The organism is Eggerthella sp. BIOML-A4, from assembly GCF_009875575.1.
Classification (GTDB): domain Bacteria; phylum Actinomycetota; class Coriobacteriia; order Coriobacteriales; family Eggerthellaceae; genus Eggerthella; species Eggerthella lenta.
This window is the reverse complement of the sequence record NZ_WWRX01000005.1, coordinates 58836-73663: the sequence shown is the minus strand read 5'-3', so window position 1 is coordinate 73663 and position 14828 is coordinate 58836. Positions and strand designations below refer to the sequence as shown.

Genomic DNA, 14828 nt, shown 5'->3' with positions numbered 1-14828 from the left:
GAGGAAGCCATGCCCGAGAGAGAAGAACGACGAGCCCAAGCGGCGAAGCACCTTGCCCTGATGAAGGGGGCGTTCTCGACCGAAACCGAAGCGACTGTCGCTGCCGCACGCGTGTACGAGGACGGCGAAGGACGCGAGCTGCCCATCCCGGAAGCCGTGTTCGAGACCACCGAGACCTCTGTCACCACCGCCTTCGCCCCCGCCGCCCTGCGCGACGCGCGAGGCAAGACCGTCGTGGTGGATCCGGCGTCGTTCACGCGGCCCGGCGGCGGCTACGAGGACGGCTCGTTCGGGCCGGAACAGATCCTGTGCTCGGAAAGCAACCTCTACCCTATTCTTTACGGGCTGAAAAGCGCGTACCATGACGGCAACCGCGGCTGCCAGCGCGGGCAGCTGTTCACGGATCGCGCCCTCTACCTGCCGAACGTGGCGTTTTCGCATGCGGGCGTCATCCGCAAGGCGGACGTCGTCGCGCTGCCCGAGCCGAACCGCGCCCGCGCGCTGGAGAACCATCGCTCGGAGCGCGAATGCGACCAGGTTCTGGCGGAGCGCATCGAAACCTTGCTGCACATCGCCGCCTCCAACGGATGCGAGACGCTCGTGTGCGGCGCGTTCGGCTGCGGGCGCGGAGGGTTCGACACGCAGCAGGTGATCGGCCTGTTCGAGGATTGGATCCGGAAGCATCCGGGCGTCATCGGCCGCATCGTGTTCGCCGTGCCCCGCGCGCATGCCGCCGCGTTCGACGCCGCATTCGGCGAGCCGAAGGTCGAGGAGATCGCTCCGGTTGCCGCCGACGAAGACGAGGAAGACGACTTCGACCTCAGAAATATCGAGCTGCCCGAAGGCGTTACGCTGCGTTAGAGCAGAGGAGCCTCCAAGAAGAATAGCTGCGCGCCGATGCAACCATCTTCAAGATGGCTGCATTGGGTCATGAGTTGCTTTGCCCTGCGCAAGCTCCGGACGAAACGCGGAACGGCGCGACCGATTCCGCCATCCCTTCCCGTCATGCAAAACACGTGCAGGTGGGCCGACAAACGCCGTGCGGGTTTCGTTTTCATGTAAGATGGCAGCGAGATAATTTCAACGGGCGCTTCCAACATGCCACCGCCCGTACGCAAAGGAGCAAACATGACTGCCACCCCGTCCAGCCAGTTGGTCATCGTCGTCGATTTCGGAGCCCAGTACGGGCAGCTGATCGCGCGGCGCGTGCGCGACTTGCGCGTGTACTCGGAAATCGTCCCATGCGACATCACCGCCGACGAGGTGCGCGAGCTTGCGCCCGCGGCCATCATCCTGTCGGGCGGCCCGGCCAGCGTGTACGCCGAGGACGCGCCGTCCATCGACCCGGGCATCTTCGAGCTGGACATCCCCGTGCTGGGCTTCTGCTACGGCCAGCAGATTATGGCCGTCACGCTGGGCGGCACCGTGGGCCACACCGAGAAGGGCGAGTACGGGGCCGCGCCTTTGACGCGGCGCGACGAGGGAGCGTCTTCGCTGTACGGCGAGACGCCCGTCGAGCAGACGGTGTGGATGAGCCACCGCGACGCCGTGTCCGAGGTTCCCGCAGGGTTCGCGGTAACGGCCTCGACCGACGTGTGCCCCGTGGCCTCGATGGAATGCGCCGAGCGCCGTCTGTACGCGACGCAGTTCCACCCCGAGGTGCGCCACACGCCGCACGGCGACCAGCTGCTGAGGAACTTCCTGTTCGGCATCTGCGGCCTTGAGGCCAGTTGGACGATGGACTCCATCATCGACGATGCCGTGGCGGCCATCCGTCAGCAGGTGGGAAGCGATCGCGTGATCCTGGGCCTTTCGGGCGGCGTGGACTCCTCCGTGGTGGCCGCGCTGTGCGCGAAGGCTATCGGTAAGCAGCTGACCTGCGTGTTCATCAACCACGGGCTGCTGCGCAAGAACGAGCCCGAAGAAGTTGAGGACGTGTTCACGAAGCAGTTCGACGTGGACTTCGTGCACGTGCACGCCGAGGACCGCTACGCCGCGCTGCTGGCCGACGTCGTGGAGCCGGAGCAGAAGCGCCGCATCATCGGCTCGCAGTTCTGGAAGGAGTTCTTCGCTGTGGCGGAGGAGCTGGCCGAGAACGGGCGGCCGGTGAAGTACCTGGCCCAGGGCACCATCTACCCCGATATCATCGAGAGCGGCGCGCGCAAGACCGGCGGCAAGGCGAGCACCATCAAGAGCCATCACAACCTGATCCCCTTCCCCGACGGCGTGCATTTCGATTTGATCGAGCCGCTGGACCACTTCTTCAAGGACGAGGTGCGCGCGCTGGGCACGACGCTGGGGCTGCCCGACCACATCGTGCATCGCCAGCCCTTCCCCGGCCCGGGTCTGGCCATCCGCATCATCGGCACGGTGACGCGCGAGAAGCTGTCGATTTTGAAGGAGGCCGACGCTATCGTGCGCGAGGAGCTGGACGCCTACAACGTCCGCGTCTACGAGGAGACCGGCGAGCGCAACAGCGAACGCAGCGTATGGCAGTACTTCGCCGTGCTGCCCGACGTGAAGAGCGTCGGCGTCATGGGCGACGAGCGCACATACGCCTACCCCATCATCCTGCGAGCCGTGGAGAGCTCCGATGCCATGACGGCCGACTGGGCGAAGCTGCCCTACGACGTGCTGGCCCGAGTGTCGGGCCGCATCGTAGCCGAAGTCCCGGGCGTGAACCGGGTAGCGTACGACATCACCAGCAAACCGCCCGCGACGATTGAGTGGGAGTGAGAAATACCCGTTTAGAGGCACTATTTTGCTTCACTATTACTTTCTAATTCTTTGTAAAGCTGTGTAATTCTCTACAAGAAAATTGCAAGCCACCCGATTATTCTCTCACTTTTTATTTTCAGTAAGACGACCCGCCAATGCCTTGGCGGGTCGTTCTTTTCCCAGATCCGATACTGTTTTTAAGCCTCAACTGACTCTACGCCGCCTAGGGAGTTCGAAAGCTTTACAAAGTCTTCGAAAGAAGTCGAGAGAAATGGCCTGAATCAAGCCACTCGATACTTTCGCTGGTAATAGTAAAAGCGTGTAATTGTGGAGAACAGTATCATTTTGTACTCACACCCGAAATCGAGCATTCGAAAAGCCGTTTCCCCAGGAATGATAGGGGTGTAAAAAATCCGCCCGATACTATGATTCAGGGCATTTCAGGCACATTTTAGTTCCCGTTTTCCTGTTGGATTACAGTATCGGGACGTGACTAAATCGCTCTAGAAGCGTGGCGAAAACGGTGCCTAATACATGCGGGAATAAATCCTGCGCCCGATACTACGAGGTAGAAGGATTGTTTTGCATTTGGCGTGTGCAGAGAACAAAGAAAGGGTGCTCTATCGAGCGCCCTTGAACGACAACAGATGTTGCATCTGTCAAGCCTGGAGCCTTGCCCGCCAATCTCTGTAGTCGTCTTCCGTCATCTCTCCGCGTGCTAGCTCGTCACGAGCGTTACTCCATGCCTTGATGGCCGCATCGAGCTTCTGGGCGTTCTTGGACTTCGGATCGATTCCGAGGGTCCCGCCCTCCTGAGGAACGAGTCCGAACTCATCTTCCAGTTGGAACAATACGCCAAGCACATCTTTCGCGCTTTCGATCTCGTATCTGACAAGGGAGTCGGGCGTTACCCCTAGTGCCTTCGATATCTTTTCCAGCTGCCCTCTGTCGGGGGTCCTGTTCCCTAGCTCGTAGTTTCGGATGGCAGGTTCGGAAAGGCCTGCCGCCTCGCCTAGACCGGCCTGCGTCAAATGCTTGCGCTTCCTATAGAAGCGGATCAGTTCTCCAGTGTTCATAAGGCTCCTTAGTGCTGTGTCCTACGAATTCTAAAACAGTTCACATATGAACGCAATGTATTGACCGTACGAAAGTGAACTGTTAGTATGCTCTGAATGAAACAGTTCAAATATGAACGGTATGAAAGGAGCATGCATGGTTGAACGGAAGATAGAGATGATCCGAGCCGAGGAGGTGGCGGAGAGGCTAGGGATTTCCCGAACTTCCGCCTACACGGTCATCAAGGGGTTGAATCGAGAGCTTGCCGACAAAGGCTACATGACGGTCACGGGAAGAGTAAGCAAGGACTACTTCGAGCAACGCTATTTCGGTTGGAAGGACGGTATCCAATGACTGCGATTAGAGAGGAGAACGGGAGCTGGACGAGCCAGTTCTGGTACAAGGACATCTACGGGATTCGTAAGCACAAGTGCAAGCGCGGGTTCGAGAAGAAGTCCGATGCTGAGACATTCGAGCTTGACTACACGAACAGGGCGCGCGGATCCATGGATATGAGGCTTGCCGACTTCGTAGACGTCTACGCCGAAGATGTGAAACCGACGATCAGGGAGTACACCTGGGCCACCCGCGAGTACATCATCAACGACAAGATCATCCCAAAATTCGGCACCAAGCGCATGAGGGACATAACCGTGCTCGATGTCATCGACTGGCAGAACGAGATCCTCGCCTTCAGGAAGGAGAATGGCGAGCCCTACTCGGAGACGTACGTGCGCACGGTCAACAGCGCATTCGCCTCCATCATGAACCACGCCGAGCGATACTACGGGCTCCACCCCAATCCGGTCAAGAAAGCGCCGCGCATCGGCTCCAAGAACGCTCGCGGCATAAACATCTGGTCCAAGGAGCAGTACCTGAGGTTCTCCGAGTCGCAAACCAACGACAAGCTTCTCTACACCGCTTTCGAGGTTCTCTATTGGACGGGCGTGCGAACGGGAGAGCTACTCGCGCTCACCCCCGCCGACATCGACTTCGTGGGATCGACGCTGCGTGTCAGACACTCCTACAGGCGGCTCAAGCGAAAGGACCTCATCACCGACCCCAAGACGGAGAAATCGATTCGTCAGATAGCCCTTCCGGAGTTCTTGCGCGACGAGCTTCGAGACTTCGTCTACAACGTGTCCCCGACGGCTCACGACGAGCGCATATTCGCCGACCTCAGCTCTGCGAAGCTGAAGGCTGCCATCGCCAAGGGATGCGCCATGACGGGCGTTCCCGCCATTAGGGTGCACGACCTTCGGCACAGCCACGTTTCCCTTCTCATCGAGATGGGGTTCTCGGCCGTGGCCATCGGTGACAGGACGGGCCACGAGTCAGCCGAGATCACGTTCCGCTATGGCCATATGTTCCCTGGCTCGCAGGAGAAGATGGCCGATGCCCTGCAATCGTATAGGGAGGATTGACATGGCATGCAAAAACGAGGACCGGGCACGCCCCATGACCATCGCGTTCAGGGTCACCAAGGAGATGAACGAGCGGCTTAATCTGATGGTCGCCATGAGCGGGCTTACCAAGCAGGACTACATCATGTCCAAGCTTTGCGACACGGAGATCACCGTCGTTCCCTCGCCCAGGGCGCTGAAGGCGCTGCGCGACGAGATGCGCGAGGTTTGCAAGCAGCTCAACCGGTTGCGAAAGGGCGACAACCCCAGCGAGCACCTGCTGGAGACATGCGATCTCCTGGCAGACGTCATGCTCGGGTTGCGAGGAGACGAGACCGGCTCGGAGATCGAGGATGAGGACGAGATCCTCAAGAACATGGGGAGGTGCTAGCCGATGCCCGCTTACAAACTGGATAACGGAAAATGGTCTGCATCGTTCTATTACCGCCTGCCCGACGGGACGCTCAAGCAGAAGTTCAAGCGAGGCTTCGAGACGGAGGATGATGCGCTCCGCTACGAGAACGAGTTCAGGACGCGCGCCGAGAACCCTTGCATCTTTCCCTTCTCGGCCTTTGTGGACGTCTATCTGGCAGACCTGAAGCCGCGCATCCGCTGGACGACCTACGATACCAAGAGGCTGTCCATCGAGAAGTGGATCAAGCCCTACTTCAAAGAGAAGCTGCTTGGAGACATCGAACCCGTCGACGTCCTGCATTGGCAGGGATGGCTCGACGAGCAGAGGCTCAAGAACGGCAATCCATTGTCGCCGACCTATGTCAGGAAGCTCAACAGTGACTTGGCAGCTCTGTTCAACCATGCAGAGCGGAACTACGGACTCAACCCTAACCCGATGAAGAAGGTCTCCAAGACGGGCAAATCTAGGACGAGCGAGATGCAGATATGGAGCAAGGAAGAGTTCAACCGGTTCCTGGACGCCATCTGCGACAAGGACAAGAGCTACTATGCTTTCGACCTTCTGTTCTGGACGGGTATACGCGAAGGCGAGCTTTTGGCGCTCACTCCTGCCGACTTCGATTTCGAGAACCGCATCCTCACTATAGATAAGAGCCTCACGAGAAAAGGTGGCGAGGCGATCGTGGGCCCGCCGAAGACGAAGAAGTCTTACAGGAAGATCGCTATGTCAGAGTTCCTGTGCGAAGAGATAAGGGAGTATATCGAGTTGATCCTGAAGGTAGAGCCAGACGAGAGGATCTTCGAGGGGATGACGAAGTCATTCCTCTGCAACGAGATGGATCGCGGCTGCAGGCTCTCAGGTGCGAAACGCATAAGGGTGCACGATCTGAGACATAGTCATGTCTCCATGCTCATCCATATGGGCTTCAGCGTTGTCGCGATAGCTGAGCGCATGGGGCATGAGACGACGGACATCACGTTCCGCTACGCACATCTGCTCTCCAACTCGCAGGGAGTGATGGCCGATGCCCTTAACGAAGCTAAGAGTACTAAGAAAGTTGGGTGAAGTCGTCGGGTGTCCCATTTGAGGCCACCCGCGCTACAGATTGCAATGTATGCTTGCCGAAAACGAGAGATAGCTAGGTGATTATGACTGAAGAAACCGCGATAACCATTTCCGATGACGTGCGTGCTGTGTTCATGACGTTTGATGATGACTACCTTGCGGACGTGCTCAGGCTTTGGGATTGCGATCTCAAGGAGTGGTGCGATCCCTACGCGATGGTGTTCAGGTTCGAGAAAGACGATGTCTTGGTATGGAACGAGGGCGGCGTTCTGAGATGCAGACAAGGTGCCGTTAACCTCAATGAAGCAGAAAACGTGCTGCCGAGTTCCTTCAAGTCAGGAATATCTGAAGACGCGTGCCTTTGTTGGACGCGGGACGACTTCCGCCATCGCTTCATAGGAATGGTGAGCATCTGCCGAGAGTTGGCCGACTCCCTTGTCTGATCCGCCTGGTTCGCATCAGCTCTCATCGACCTGGTACTCCAAAAGCTGGAATTGCTTGAGCGGCGGTATCTCCACATCTATGAACTCTTTCGATCCCAGCATTTCCGCCAGAACACCAGCGGTGTCGCCGGGTTTAGGAAGAATCGCGTAGCGGTACTCGAACTGATCACTGTAGCCCTCCCTTTTATGGAAGAGAAACTTGTGGATCGCAGGCTGACCCTGCTTCAAATCTTCGATTTCCTTCTCGGTGAGGGGCAGGCATCCATATTCAATTTCATTACAAATGAAAGCGAGCCCTCTCTGCGCTGCGTAGTCAAAGAGGGCGTTCGTCATTTCTCTTGCGGAGAAAATGGCACAATAAACCCTGGACGCCTCATCTCCTTGACGGTCGACGAATTCCGAGAATCTTTTCGACATTTGAGCCAGATGCCGCCCATCCGCCTCTCCAGCAGTCTCAAGTGCGCCTTCCCGAAAACTAGTAGCGCACAGCACAACGGATTCTTCCACCTCCGGGATTCGCAGTGGTACAGAAGTCATTCTCGGCGTGTTTTCTAGCTCGTGATCCTCATTGCATGGTAGCGCTAAGGCCTCGATCAGCCTGATGCCCTCATAGGGGTCGCCGATACCGGATTCGTCCTCTGCCATCTTGCGGTAGCGCTTCAACGTGGACATCCTGAAATGGCCCTCTACGAATTGTTCGGCGTACTCCCGCTTGCCGAACAAGCGGATGCAGGGATCCTCGATATCGATTCTCACTTTGTTTTGCATGGGCAGTCTCCCTGCTTCGGCTTCATCAGAGCAGCTATGTCCTCAAGTTGGCTCGATATATCGTCGAACTGGCCTGCCAGGTCGAGTGTCCTGACAAATATCTCGTTCCCGTCCATCAGGAACCTCTCGTTGGGTTGGATGGCCTCTCGGGTTCTGGCATAGAGCAACATGCCGAGAACCTCGAGCTCGGGAGAGGACGATGCTTTGTTCTTTACGTAGGAAAAGACCTGGTAGAGGTTTCCGGAATGAACCTTCTTCGTGCCGTACCTCTCCTGGTTCAGGAGCGAGCTCGCGTAGAATTTTGCATCGATGATCAAGAATCTTTCAGCGTTGGACAAGGCGATATCGGTCTGCATCGTCGGAAGCATGGTGCCCGAGTACTCCTCGTCCAGCGCCCAAGCGATCTTGGGCGACGAAGGGCTTAGCTCTGGATGGTGCACTTTGTAGTAGCGCAGCACGAACCTCTCGAACAGCCTGTTGAGGGCATCCTCGTCTATGTATGGGGCAAGGACGAATCCGTCTTTGGAATCATCGACGAGCATGCCCTCGGCAATGAGCTGGCATATGCTTAGGAGGAACCGGTACGACCGGTTGCTGCGCGTGGAGGCGATCTTCGCCCAATCAACCGATTGCAGGGGGATCGGCTCTACTTCCGAGAAGTAGAGCATGGTCTTCTTGATGGCATCCCTCCGCCCGCGCTCGACGTAATCGCTTTTCACGAGAAGCAGGCACGTCGTCTTCAGGATCTGATTCATCTGGTTGTTCTCGGAAAGCTCGTCGAACTCGCAGGATATGGTCTGCTTTCTGGCGAACCTGCTACGGGCGGTAGCCAGCATGTCGATCTTGCCCCTGACCGTGAGCAGCTCCTCCCGTTTTGAAACGTACTCCTTGTGTAGACCGTGTTTCACCTGGCTCACGATGCCCGATTCGAGCAGGAAGGCCAGAAGATCCAGCGCGTTGTCGAAATCATCAGCCCCGGCATCTATAAGCTCGCTCTCGTCGACGAACTCGAAGACGTAGGCCAGCATGTAGTAGAGGTTGGAGATCGGTATGCCCTTGTGGGTTCTCATTTGAGCGCGGCTCCAAGCTGCTCTGCCCAGTCCGCAACCTTCTCTTCGTCGTCGTACCAGTATTCTGCAAGCATGGGCACTATCTCAAGCTCCACGATGTCGGACAGCTCCTCGATCGACCCATCTTCGAGCCCACACAGGCAGCTGTGTCCGATTCGAAAGCCCTTGCCGAGCGACTGGTCCTGCTCGATCTCCCGATTCAACCTTCGCAGCGTCCCGACCAGATTCTGAAGCTGTGGGGAGTCATGCTCAGAGAGCTCTTTTTTGAAGCCTTCCGAATCGAACGCAGGCTCCATCTCGTAGAACGAGAAACGCCTGCGCAGGGCGTAGTCGATCATAGCAAGGCTCCTGTCTGCCGTGTTCATCATACCGATGACGTACAGGTTCTCGGGAATAGAGAAGGGCATGCCGGTGTATGAGAGCGTGGCGCAATCGCCCCTGTGGCTCGCCTCAATGAGCATAAGGAGCTCTCCGAATACCTTACTCATGTTGCCTCGGTTGATTTCATCGATGATGAAGAAGTAGTCGTCCTCCGGATGGCTCTCGGCAGTCTTGCAGAACTCGTAGAAGATGCCGCTCTTCAGTCTGAAGGTGTCCCCCTCGGGCTTGAATCCCATCACGAAGTCCTCGTAGGAGTAGTTCTGATGGAACTGCACCAGTTTGACGCGGGCTTCGTCCTTGACGCCCATCATCGCGTAGGCAAGCCTCTTTGCGGCGAATGTTTTGCCAGTGCCCGGGGCGCCTTGCAAGACCAGGTTCTTCGATTTCCGAAGCACCCGCTCCAACTTGTCGAATTCACTGGAATCGAGATAGACCTCAGAGAGGAACGATTGCTTGTCGTATGCAGTTAGGCTCTCGGGCATTATGACCGGGTTGTACTCTCTGATCACGTCGATGATCGTCGCGTACTCGCATGGCGACACCTTGAAGAGGCTCCCGTTGGGGTTCACGAAGAACTCCATCTCCTGAAGCTCGGGCAATCCCTTCAGCTCCTGGTAGTCAATTGGACTCGCAAGCGCCTCGGTTTTCTTGAAGGCGATCTTCTCGCCGTCGCTGCCGGCAACAATCTCGCCGAGCGCCACGATCTGCTTCACGGGGTTCGATTCGTAACCGATGATGATATCCCCCGGTGCTGCGTCCAGGAAGTGCTGGAAAATACGGCGCTTGTTGCCGTTCTCGTTGTAGAGGGTGTACGACTGCACCTCGCCGACGGGTGTCTCCGCGAAGCTCCAGATCCTCGGGTTCGCGTTGAGCCACCAGCAAGCCCTCTCAATAGCGACATCGCCCCGTGTCTCTTCTCCCGATTCGCGAGCGCTGCCGTCGGCATCGCCTCCGACCGTAGCTCCCTGGGACAGATCATCGAGCTTGCTTGTTTTCACCGAGGTCTTTTCCGTGAGCTCGTAGAGCGTCCTTTGGTTAAATGTTCCCTCGACGTCGAACTCTTCCATGTCGATCCATTCAACATCGCGGATAGATTGATATGGTTTGCGCTCGGGCTCATATTTGAAATCAGACTTGACGATACCGCAGCCGACGACGCGCTTCGTCCCCCTGCGCGCCCAGATGACATCTCCAGGTCTAACGTCGTGTACGAACGACCAGATTGAATCGGTGTCGTTCTTTGGGTTCTCGCCCTTGTATGCCTCGATAAGTGCTTCTTTCAGTTCCTTTTTTGTTCCTAATTGCGATGGATCGCCCAAATCCCCCCAGCCAATTCCCATGATTCCCGAATTGCGAAAGTCTGGCCAGTACTTTGCTTGCTCTCCAGGAGCATATGCCCAGTTCCTCGTAACGCCCCAGCTGGCGTAGAAGACGATGTCTTGGGCTAGCATGTGATGCGAGGAATCGGCATCGCGCAGCTCCTCGGGCAGCAGTTCGTCGCTCCTCCTGACGAGGTCTTTCCTCCTAGAAAGAAGGTAATCGAGGATTACTGCGCACAGAGCCTCGAATGACTCTACTTTCTTGTACTTGTCCTTCGGTGTTTCAGCGCCAACGCGTGCCGCGAAGCTTTCGTAGGGGCGGTATTTGTAGATGTAGTGCCCATCGTCCTGGTGAAGTGTGAGGTAGACGCTCATCGCATGCGCATCTTGGTAATGGTTCTTCGCGGTATGCACATCGTTTTCTTGCCGCACGGCGTTGAGTGCGGCGAGTTGGATGTCCATGTCGTCGGAAAAGCTTTCCATTCTCTGATCGAGCGCGATGCTGTTGTCGAACAGTAATTTGAAAGAGCCTCTCACGGCCTCAGGATCGTTTTCAGCGAGGATCTCAATCATACCTCGTGCAAAGTACATGCTGCTTGTGAGAAGGTTCTCGGCCATGGACAGAGACTCGCAAAGCATTCCGTGGAAATCCTGGGCATCGATATCCCAATGATCATTGAAATGCTTGAGTGCCTTCCATTTGTGATTATTGCGGCGTTTTCAGTCCGTGATTCCGCGAGCCATCGGTGCGCTTGTCCGCTATCGGTCGGTGTGCGCCGATGATGGCGCTTTAATCTCTCCAATCTCCTACGATTGGCCCGGGTGCAAAAAGCATCCGGGCCATTTCTATGTTAGGAGGAAAAAATGGTCAAGTACCGAGAGATCCTGAGACTGACTTATCTCGGGATCAGCCAGGAGAACATAGCGTTCTCCTGCGGCTGCGCGAGATCCACCGTGCAGCTGATCCAGAAGCTCGCTAAGAGCAAGGGGCTTGAGTGGCCGCTGCCCGGCGAGATGGACGATGCGGCAATCAGAGCCGTGCTCTACCCGCCGAAGGAACCCCGCGATGACGGGAAGTTCGCCATCGACCACGAGTGGATCGAGCGCGAGATGGGCAAGCCCGGGGTCACGATGACGCTTCTTTGGAGCGAATACTGCGTGAAGGCCACCGATCACGGCGCCGATCCCTTCATGTACTCGGCTTTCTGCCAGCGCCATCGCAAATGGGCGCAGCGGAACCGCATCACCTTGCATATCGACCGTCGTCCGGCCGAGGAGATGCAGGTCGATTGGGCTGGCAAGTGCCCGGCGTATTGCGACCCGGACACCGGCGAGATTCGCAAGGCCCACGTGTTCGTGGCCTGCCTGCCGTACTCCTCGATGATCTTCGCCTGGCCCTATCCGAACATGGGAGAGGAGTCTTGGATCGACGGGCACATCCGCGCCTTCTGCGAGTTCGGCGGCACGACGTCCATCGTCGTGCCGGACAACTGCAAGACCGGCGTCATCAAGAACACGGTAGAGGAGCTCGTCGTCAATGAGCAGTACAGGCTCATGTGCGAGCACTACGGCGTGGCTGTCGTGCCGGCACGGGTTCGCAGGCCAAAGGACAAGGCCGCCGTCGAGATGAGCGTTGGCGTGGTGGAGCGAAAGGTCATCGCCGCCATGCGCGACCGAGTGTTCATCGGCATCGCGGAACTCGCTGCGGCAATCGACGAGGCCGTGGATTCCATCAACTCCGCGCCCTTCCAGAAGCGGGCCGGCAGCAGGCGCGAGGCCTTCCTCGGGCGGGAGAAGGACCGCTTGCAGCCCCTGCCGCCGACCCATTACGAGATGACGGTCAGGAAGACCGCCACCGTCCAGTTTAACTACCATGTCTCCTTTGACAAGCGCTACTACTCGGTGCCAGCCGCCTACGTGCGGCGCGAGGTGGGCATCGTCGCCACTAGAACGACGGTGGCCGTCATCTGCGACGGGGAGCGCATCGCCATGCACAGGCGCTCGACATCTCCCGCCGGCTCCTATGTCACAGATCCCGCCCACATGCCCGACTCCCACAGGGAATGGACGGCGTGGAGCGGGGACAGGTTCCGCAGCTGGGCGGCGGGGAAAGGGGAGGCCACCCTCGCCGTCGTGGACGGGATACTCAAGTCGCGCAAGGTCGAGCAGCAGGCCTACCGCTCAGCGCGGGCGCTTCTCGGCCTTGCCGACAAGCACGGGGACGCGCTCCTGGAGAGGGCGTGCGCAAAGGCGCTCACCTGGACGGCGCGCCCCAGCTACAAGACAGTGAAGACGGCGCTCCAGAAGATAGCGGCCGAGACCGCCCCCGATCCGGATGCGGGCGCCTACCGAAGGCCCGACGACTGCTACGACGAGTTCGACGGATGCGACCGATAGGAGGTTCGGCTAAGATGGCAAACGAAGCGACGATGGACAAGCTCCACCAGATGAGGATGTCGGTGATGGCAAGGGCGTACCGCGAGCAGGAGGAGTCGATCGGCGTGGCCGAGATGCCCTTCGACGACAGGCTCGCGATGCTGGTCGACGCCGAATGGGACGCAAGGTGCTTATTACGCCGATTTTGCTACGCCGTTCCACGTGCCGCTGCTACACCGTTCCGCGGTTGGCCGATACGTGCCGATGCGGCAACCGTTAGACCAACGAGGGGCGCGCGAGCGCCCCTCTTGGCATAATCGACCCGCGACGGATCTAGCCGATGCGCTTGCGCATGGACTCATCGCCCTCGATGTGGATTATATCCGAGCGATAAACGATGCGATCAATAACCGCATCGGCTATTGCGCCCTCGCCGAGCTTGGCATGCCAGCCGGCTGGCGAGAACTGCGAGCATATCAGCAGGGAACCTGTGCGCAGCCTGCCCTCGACGATCTCGAGGAGCTCTCGCGCGCCCTTCCCGCTGACCTTTTCCAAAAGCCAATCGTCCAAGATGAGCAGGTCGCACTTGAGGTATCGCTTCTTTGTCTTGAACCATTCCTCGTCTTTCTCCACCGTCAGCTCGTCGAGCATCTCGGGGAGCCGCACGTACCGCACGGAGAAGAAGGCGTTGCATGCGGCGACCCCGAGCGCGCTCGCGATCCAGCTTTTGCCCGCGCCCGACGCCCCGGTCAGCAGAACGTTCCTGTGGTTGCGTATCCATTCGCAGTTCGAGAGTTCCGCAATCCTCACCTTGTCCAGCTTGCGGTCGGGGTCGTAATGGACGTCTGCGACGTTCGCCTCGGGCTCGGGGAAGCCCGCCTGCCGGAGCAGCCGCGCGCGCTTGTTCACGCGCCGCGCGTCCCATTCCGCGTCGACTATCATGGCGACCCTCTCGTCGAAGGTCATGTCGGCGGCGCCCGGCATCTCCTCTAGGTCGCGGTACGCCTGCGCCATCACCGATAGGCGCATGCTGTAGAGTTTGTCCATGGTTGACTGGCTGGCTGGCATTATTCATCGTCTCCTTCAGCATCTTCTTGATCCAGGTTCTGGTAGTAGCCGCTTCCCCTCAGGTACGCGCCGTCGTCGGGGTCCTCCGGGACGGATTCCGCCATCTTCGAGGCGATCGACTTGACGGTCTTGTAACTCGGGCGCGGCGAGTACGAAAGCGCCTTCGCGCAGGCTTGCTCGAGCATCTCCTTGCCGTGTTTCTTGGCGAGGGCGAGCACGCCGCGGCAGGAGCGGTAGGACTGCTGCTCGATCTTGCGGGACTTGAGGATTCCGTCGACCACGGCCTCGCACGACGGACCGATTTCCCCCGCCCACCTGCGGAAGCGGTTCCCGTCCCATTCGGCGAAGTCGCGGTGCGAGTCGGGCATGTGCCCCGGGTTCGTGGAGTAGGAGCCCTTGGGGCCGCGCAGGCGTCCGTGCATCGCGATGCGCTCGCCGTCGCATGCGATCCACACCGCAGACTTCGTGGCGCAGACCTCCACCTCGCGCTTCACGTAGCTGAACGGAACCGAGTACCAGGACCCGCCGAAGGCGACGTGGTAGTTAAAATTGACGGTGGCGGTCTTGCGGGTCACCATCTCGTAGGGCTTGCCGGGCAGCGGGACGAGGAGCGGCTTCTCTTGGCGGATGAAGACCTCGTCCCTGCTGCCGTCGCGCTTCTGGAAGGGGCGCGCGTTGATCTCGCGCACCTTCTCCATCAGCGCCCCGTTCAGCTGCGCGAGCGACGTGAAGACGCGGTCGCGGGG

14 protein-coding genes and 1 pseudogene are annotated in these 14828 nt (G+C 58.6%); 9 read left to right on the top strand and 6 right to left on the bottom strand.

What is annotated here, in order from left to right; genetic code table 11:
* Window positions 1–9: 9 nt before the first annotated feature.
* The gene (locus GT613_RS05745; RefSeq protein WP_009304918.1) at window positions 10–861 is read left to right on the top strand and encodes a TIGR02452 family protein; all 852 of its coding nucleotides are present in this window, start codon (window positions 10–12) and stop codon (window positions 859–861) included.
* A 267-nt stretch (window positions 862–1128) separates the two neighbouring features.
* The gene (gene guaA, locus GT613_RS05740; protein ID WP_009304919.1) at window positions 1129–2736 is read left to right on the top strand and encodes a glutamine-hydrolyzing GMP synthase; all 1608 of its coding nucleotides are present in this window, start codon (window positions 1129–1131) and stop codon (window positions 2734–2736) included.
* Window positions 2737–3377: 641 nt separating this feature from the next.
* Here the strand turns inward: guaA and GT613_RS05735 are convergent.
* Complete coding sequence (locus GT613_RS05735) at window positions 3378–3794, bottom strand: helix-turn-helix domain-containing protein (protein WP_154249273.1); 417 nt, start codon at window positions 3792–3794, stop codon at window positions 3378–3380.
* Window positions 3795–3930: 136 nt separating this feature from the next.
* Here GT613_RS05735 and GT613_RS05730 point away from each other — a divergent pair, with 136 nt between their 5' ends.
* The 5 genes from GT613_RS05730 (at window position 3931) to GT613_RS05710 (ending at window position 7100) form a co-directional block, all read left to right on the top strand.
* The gene (locus tag GT613_RS05730; RefSeq protein WP_154249272.1) at window positions 3931–4128 is read left to right on the top strand and encodes an HTH domain-containing protein; all 198 of its coding nucleotides are present in this window, start codon (window positions 3931–3933) and stop codon (window positions 4126–4128) included.
* Entirely contained in the window at window positions 4125–5198 is a 1074-nt protein-coding gene (locus GT613_RS05725; RefSeq protein WP_154249271.1) for a site-specific integrase, read from the top strand. The genes GT613_RS05730 and GT613_RS05725 overlap by 4 nt, the downstream gene beginning before the upstream one ends.
* 1 nt (window position 5199) lies before the next feature.
* Window positions 5200–5568, top strand: coding sequence for a hypothetical protein (locus GT613_RS05720; RefSeq protein WP_154249270.1), 369 nt, complete (start codon window positions 5200–5202; stop codon window positions 5566–5568).
* Between the two features lie 3 nt (window positions 5569–5571).
* On the top strand, window positions 5572–6657 hold the full coding sequence (locus GT613_RS05715; RefSeq protein ID WP_154249269.1) for a site-specific integrase: 1086 nt from the start codon (window positions 5572–5574) through the stop codon (window positions 6655–6657).
* Window positions 6658–6740: 83 nt separating this feature from the next.
* A complete protein-coding gene (locus GT613_RS05710; protein ID WP_154249268.1) occupies window positions 6741–7100 on the top strand; it encodes a hypothetical protein in 360 nt (119 codons plus the stop codon).
* Between the two features lie 15 nt (window positions 7101–7115).
* Here the strand turns inward: GT613_RS05710 and GT613_RS05705 are convergent, their stop codons facing one another.
* From GT613_RS05705 to GT613_RS05695, 3 genes are read right to left on the bottom strand one after another with little or no spacing between them, the layout of a single operon-like run.
* Window positions 7116–7868 carry a hypothetical protein gene (locus GT613_RS05705; protein ID WP_154249267.1) on the bottom strand — a complete coding sequence of 251 codons (753 nt, stop codon included), beginning with the start codon at window positions 7866–7868 and terminating at the stop codon, window positions 7116–7118.
* Entirely contained in the window at window positions 7853–8938 is a 1086-nt protein-coding gene (locus tag GT613_RS05700; protein WP_154249266.1) for a 5-methylcytosine-specific restriction endonuclease system specificity protein McrC, read from the bottom strand. The genes GT613_RS05705 and GT613_RS05700 overlap by 16 nt, the downstream gene beginning before the upstream one ends.
* Entirely contained in the window at window positions 8935–11256 is a 2322-nt protein-coding gene (locus tag GT613_RS05695) for an AAA family ATPase (RefSeq protein ID WP_204987383.1), read from the bottom strand. The genes GT613_RS05700 and GT613_RS05695 overlap by 4 nt, the downstream gene beginning before the upstream one ends.
* Window positions 11257–11502: 246 nt before the next feature.
* Between GT613_RS05695 and istA the strand changes: the two genes are divergently transcribed.
* Entirely contained in the window at window positions 11503–13035 is a 1533-nt protein-coding gene (gene istA / locus GT613_RS05690; RefSeq protein ID WP_154249264.1) for an IS21 family transposase, read from the top strand.
* Window positions 13036–13049: 14 nt separating this feature from the next.
* Entirely contained in the window at window positions 13050–13331 is a 282-nt protein-coding gene (locus tag GT613_RS05685) for an IstB-like ATP-binding domain-containing protein (RefSeq protein ID WP_161172556.1), read from the top strand.
* Between the two features lie 16 nt (window positions 13332–13347).
* Here GT613_RS05685 and istB read toward each other — a convergent pair whose 3' ends face one another.
* Both istB and GT613_RS05675 read right to left on the bottom strand, forming a co-directional pair.
* Window positions 13348–14082 (bottom strand): IS21-like element helper ATPase IstB, encoded by a 735-nt coding sequence (gene istB / locus GT613_RS05680; protein WP_154240150.1) that lies wholly within the window; start codon window positions 14080–14082, stop codon window positions 13348–13350.
* Window positions 14082–14828, bottom strand: a pseudogene (locus GT613_RS05675) (IS21 family transposase); the annotation flags it as partial. The pseudogene GT613_RS05675 and the gene istB, both read right to left, overlap by 1 nt.

Coding starts and splice junctions, on each gene's coding strand:
- GT613_RS05745 (WP_009304918.1), top strand. CDS start 10: ATGCCCGAGAGAGAAGAACGACGAGCCCAAGCGGCGAAGCACCTTGCC.
- guaA (WP_009304919.1), top strand. CDS start 1,129: ATGACTGCCACCCCGTCCAGCCAGTTGGTCATCGTCGTCGATTTCGGA.
- GT613_RS05735 (WP_154249273.1), bottom strand. CDS start 3,794: ATGAACACTGGAGAACTGATCCGCTTCTATAGGAAGCGCAAGCATTTG.
- GT613_RS05730 (WP_154249272.1), top strand. CDS start 3,931: ATGGTTGAACGGAAGATAGAGATGATCCGAGCCGAGGAGGTGGCGGAG.
- GT613_RS05725 (WP_154249271.1), top strand. CDS start 4,125: ATGACTGCGATTAGAGAGGAGAACGGGAGCTGGACGAGCCAGTTCTGG.
- GT613_RS05720 (WP_154249270.1), top strand. CDS start 5,200: ATGGCATGCAAAAACGAGGACCGGGCACGCCCCATGACCATCGCGTTC.
- GT613_RS05715 (WP_154249269.1), top strand. CDS start 5,572: ATGCCCGCTTACAAACTGGATAACGGAAAATGGTCTGCATCGTTCTAT.
- GT613_RS05710 (WP_154249268.1), top strand. CDS start 6,741: ATGACTGAAGAAACCGCGATAACCATTTCCGATGACGTGCGTGCTGTG.
- GT613_RS05705 (WP_154249267.1), bottom strand. CDS start 7,868: ATGCAAAACAAAGTGAGAATCGATATCGAGGATCCCTGCATCCGCTTG.
- GT613_RS05700 (WP_154249266.1), bottom strand. CDS start 8,938: ATGAGAACCCACAAGGGCATACCGATCTCCAACCTCTACTACATGCTG.
- GT613_RS05695 (WP_204987383.1), bottom strand. CDS start 11,256: ATGGCCGAGAACCTTCTCACAAGCAGCATGTACTTTGCACGAGGTATG.
- istA (WP_154249264.1), top strand. CDS start 11,503: ATGGTCAAGTACCGAGAGATCCTGAGACTGACTTATCTCGGGATCAGC.
- GT613_RS05685 (WP_161172556.1), top strand. CDS start 13,050: ATGGCAAACGAAGCGACGATGGACAAGCTCCACCAGATGAGGATGTCG.
- istB (WP_154240150.1), bottom strand. CDS start 14,082: ATGCCAGCCAGCCAGTCAACCATGGACAAACTCTACAGCATGCGCCTA.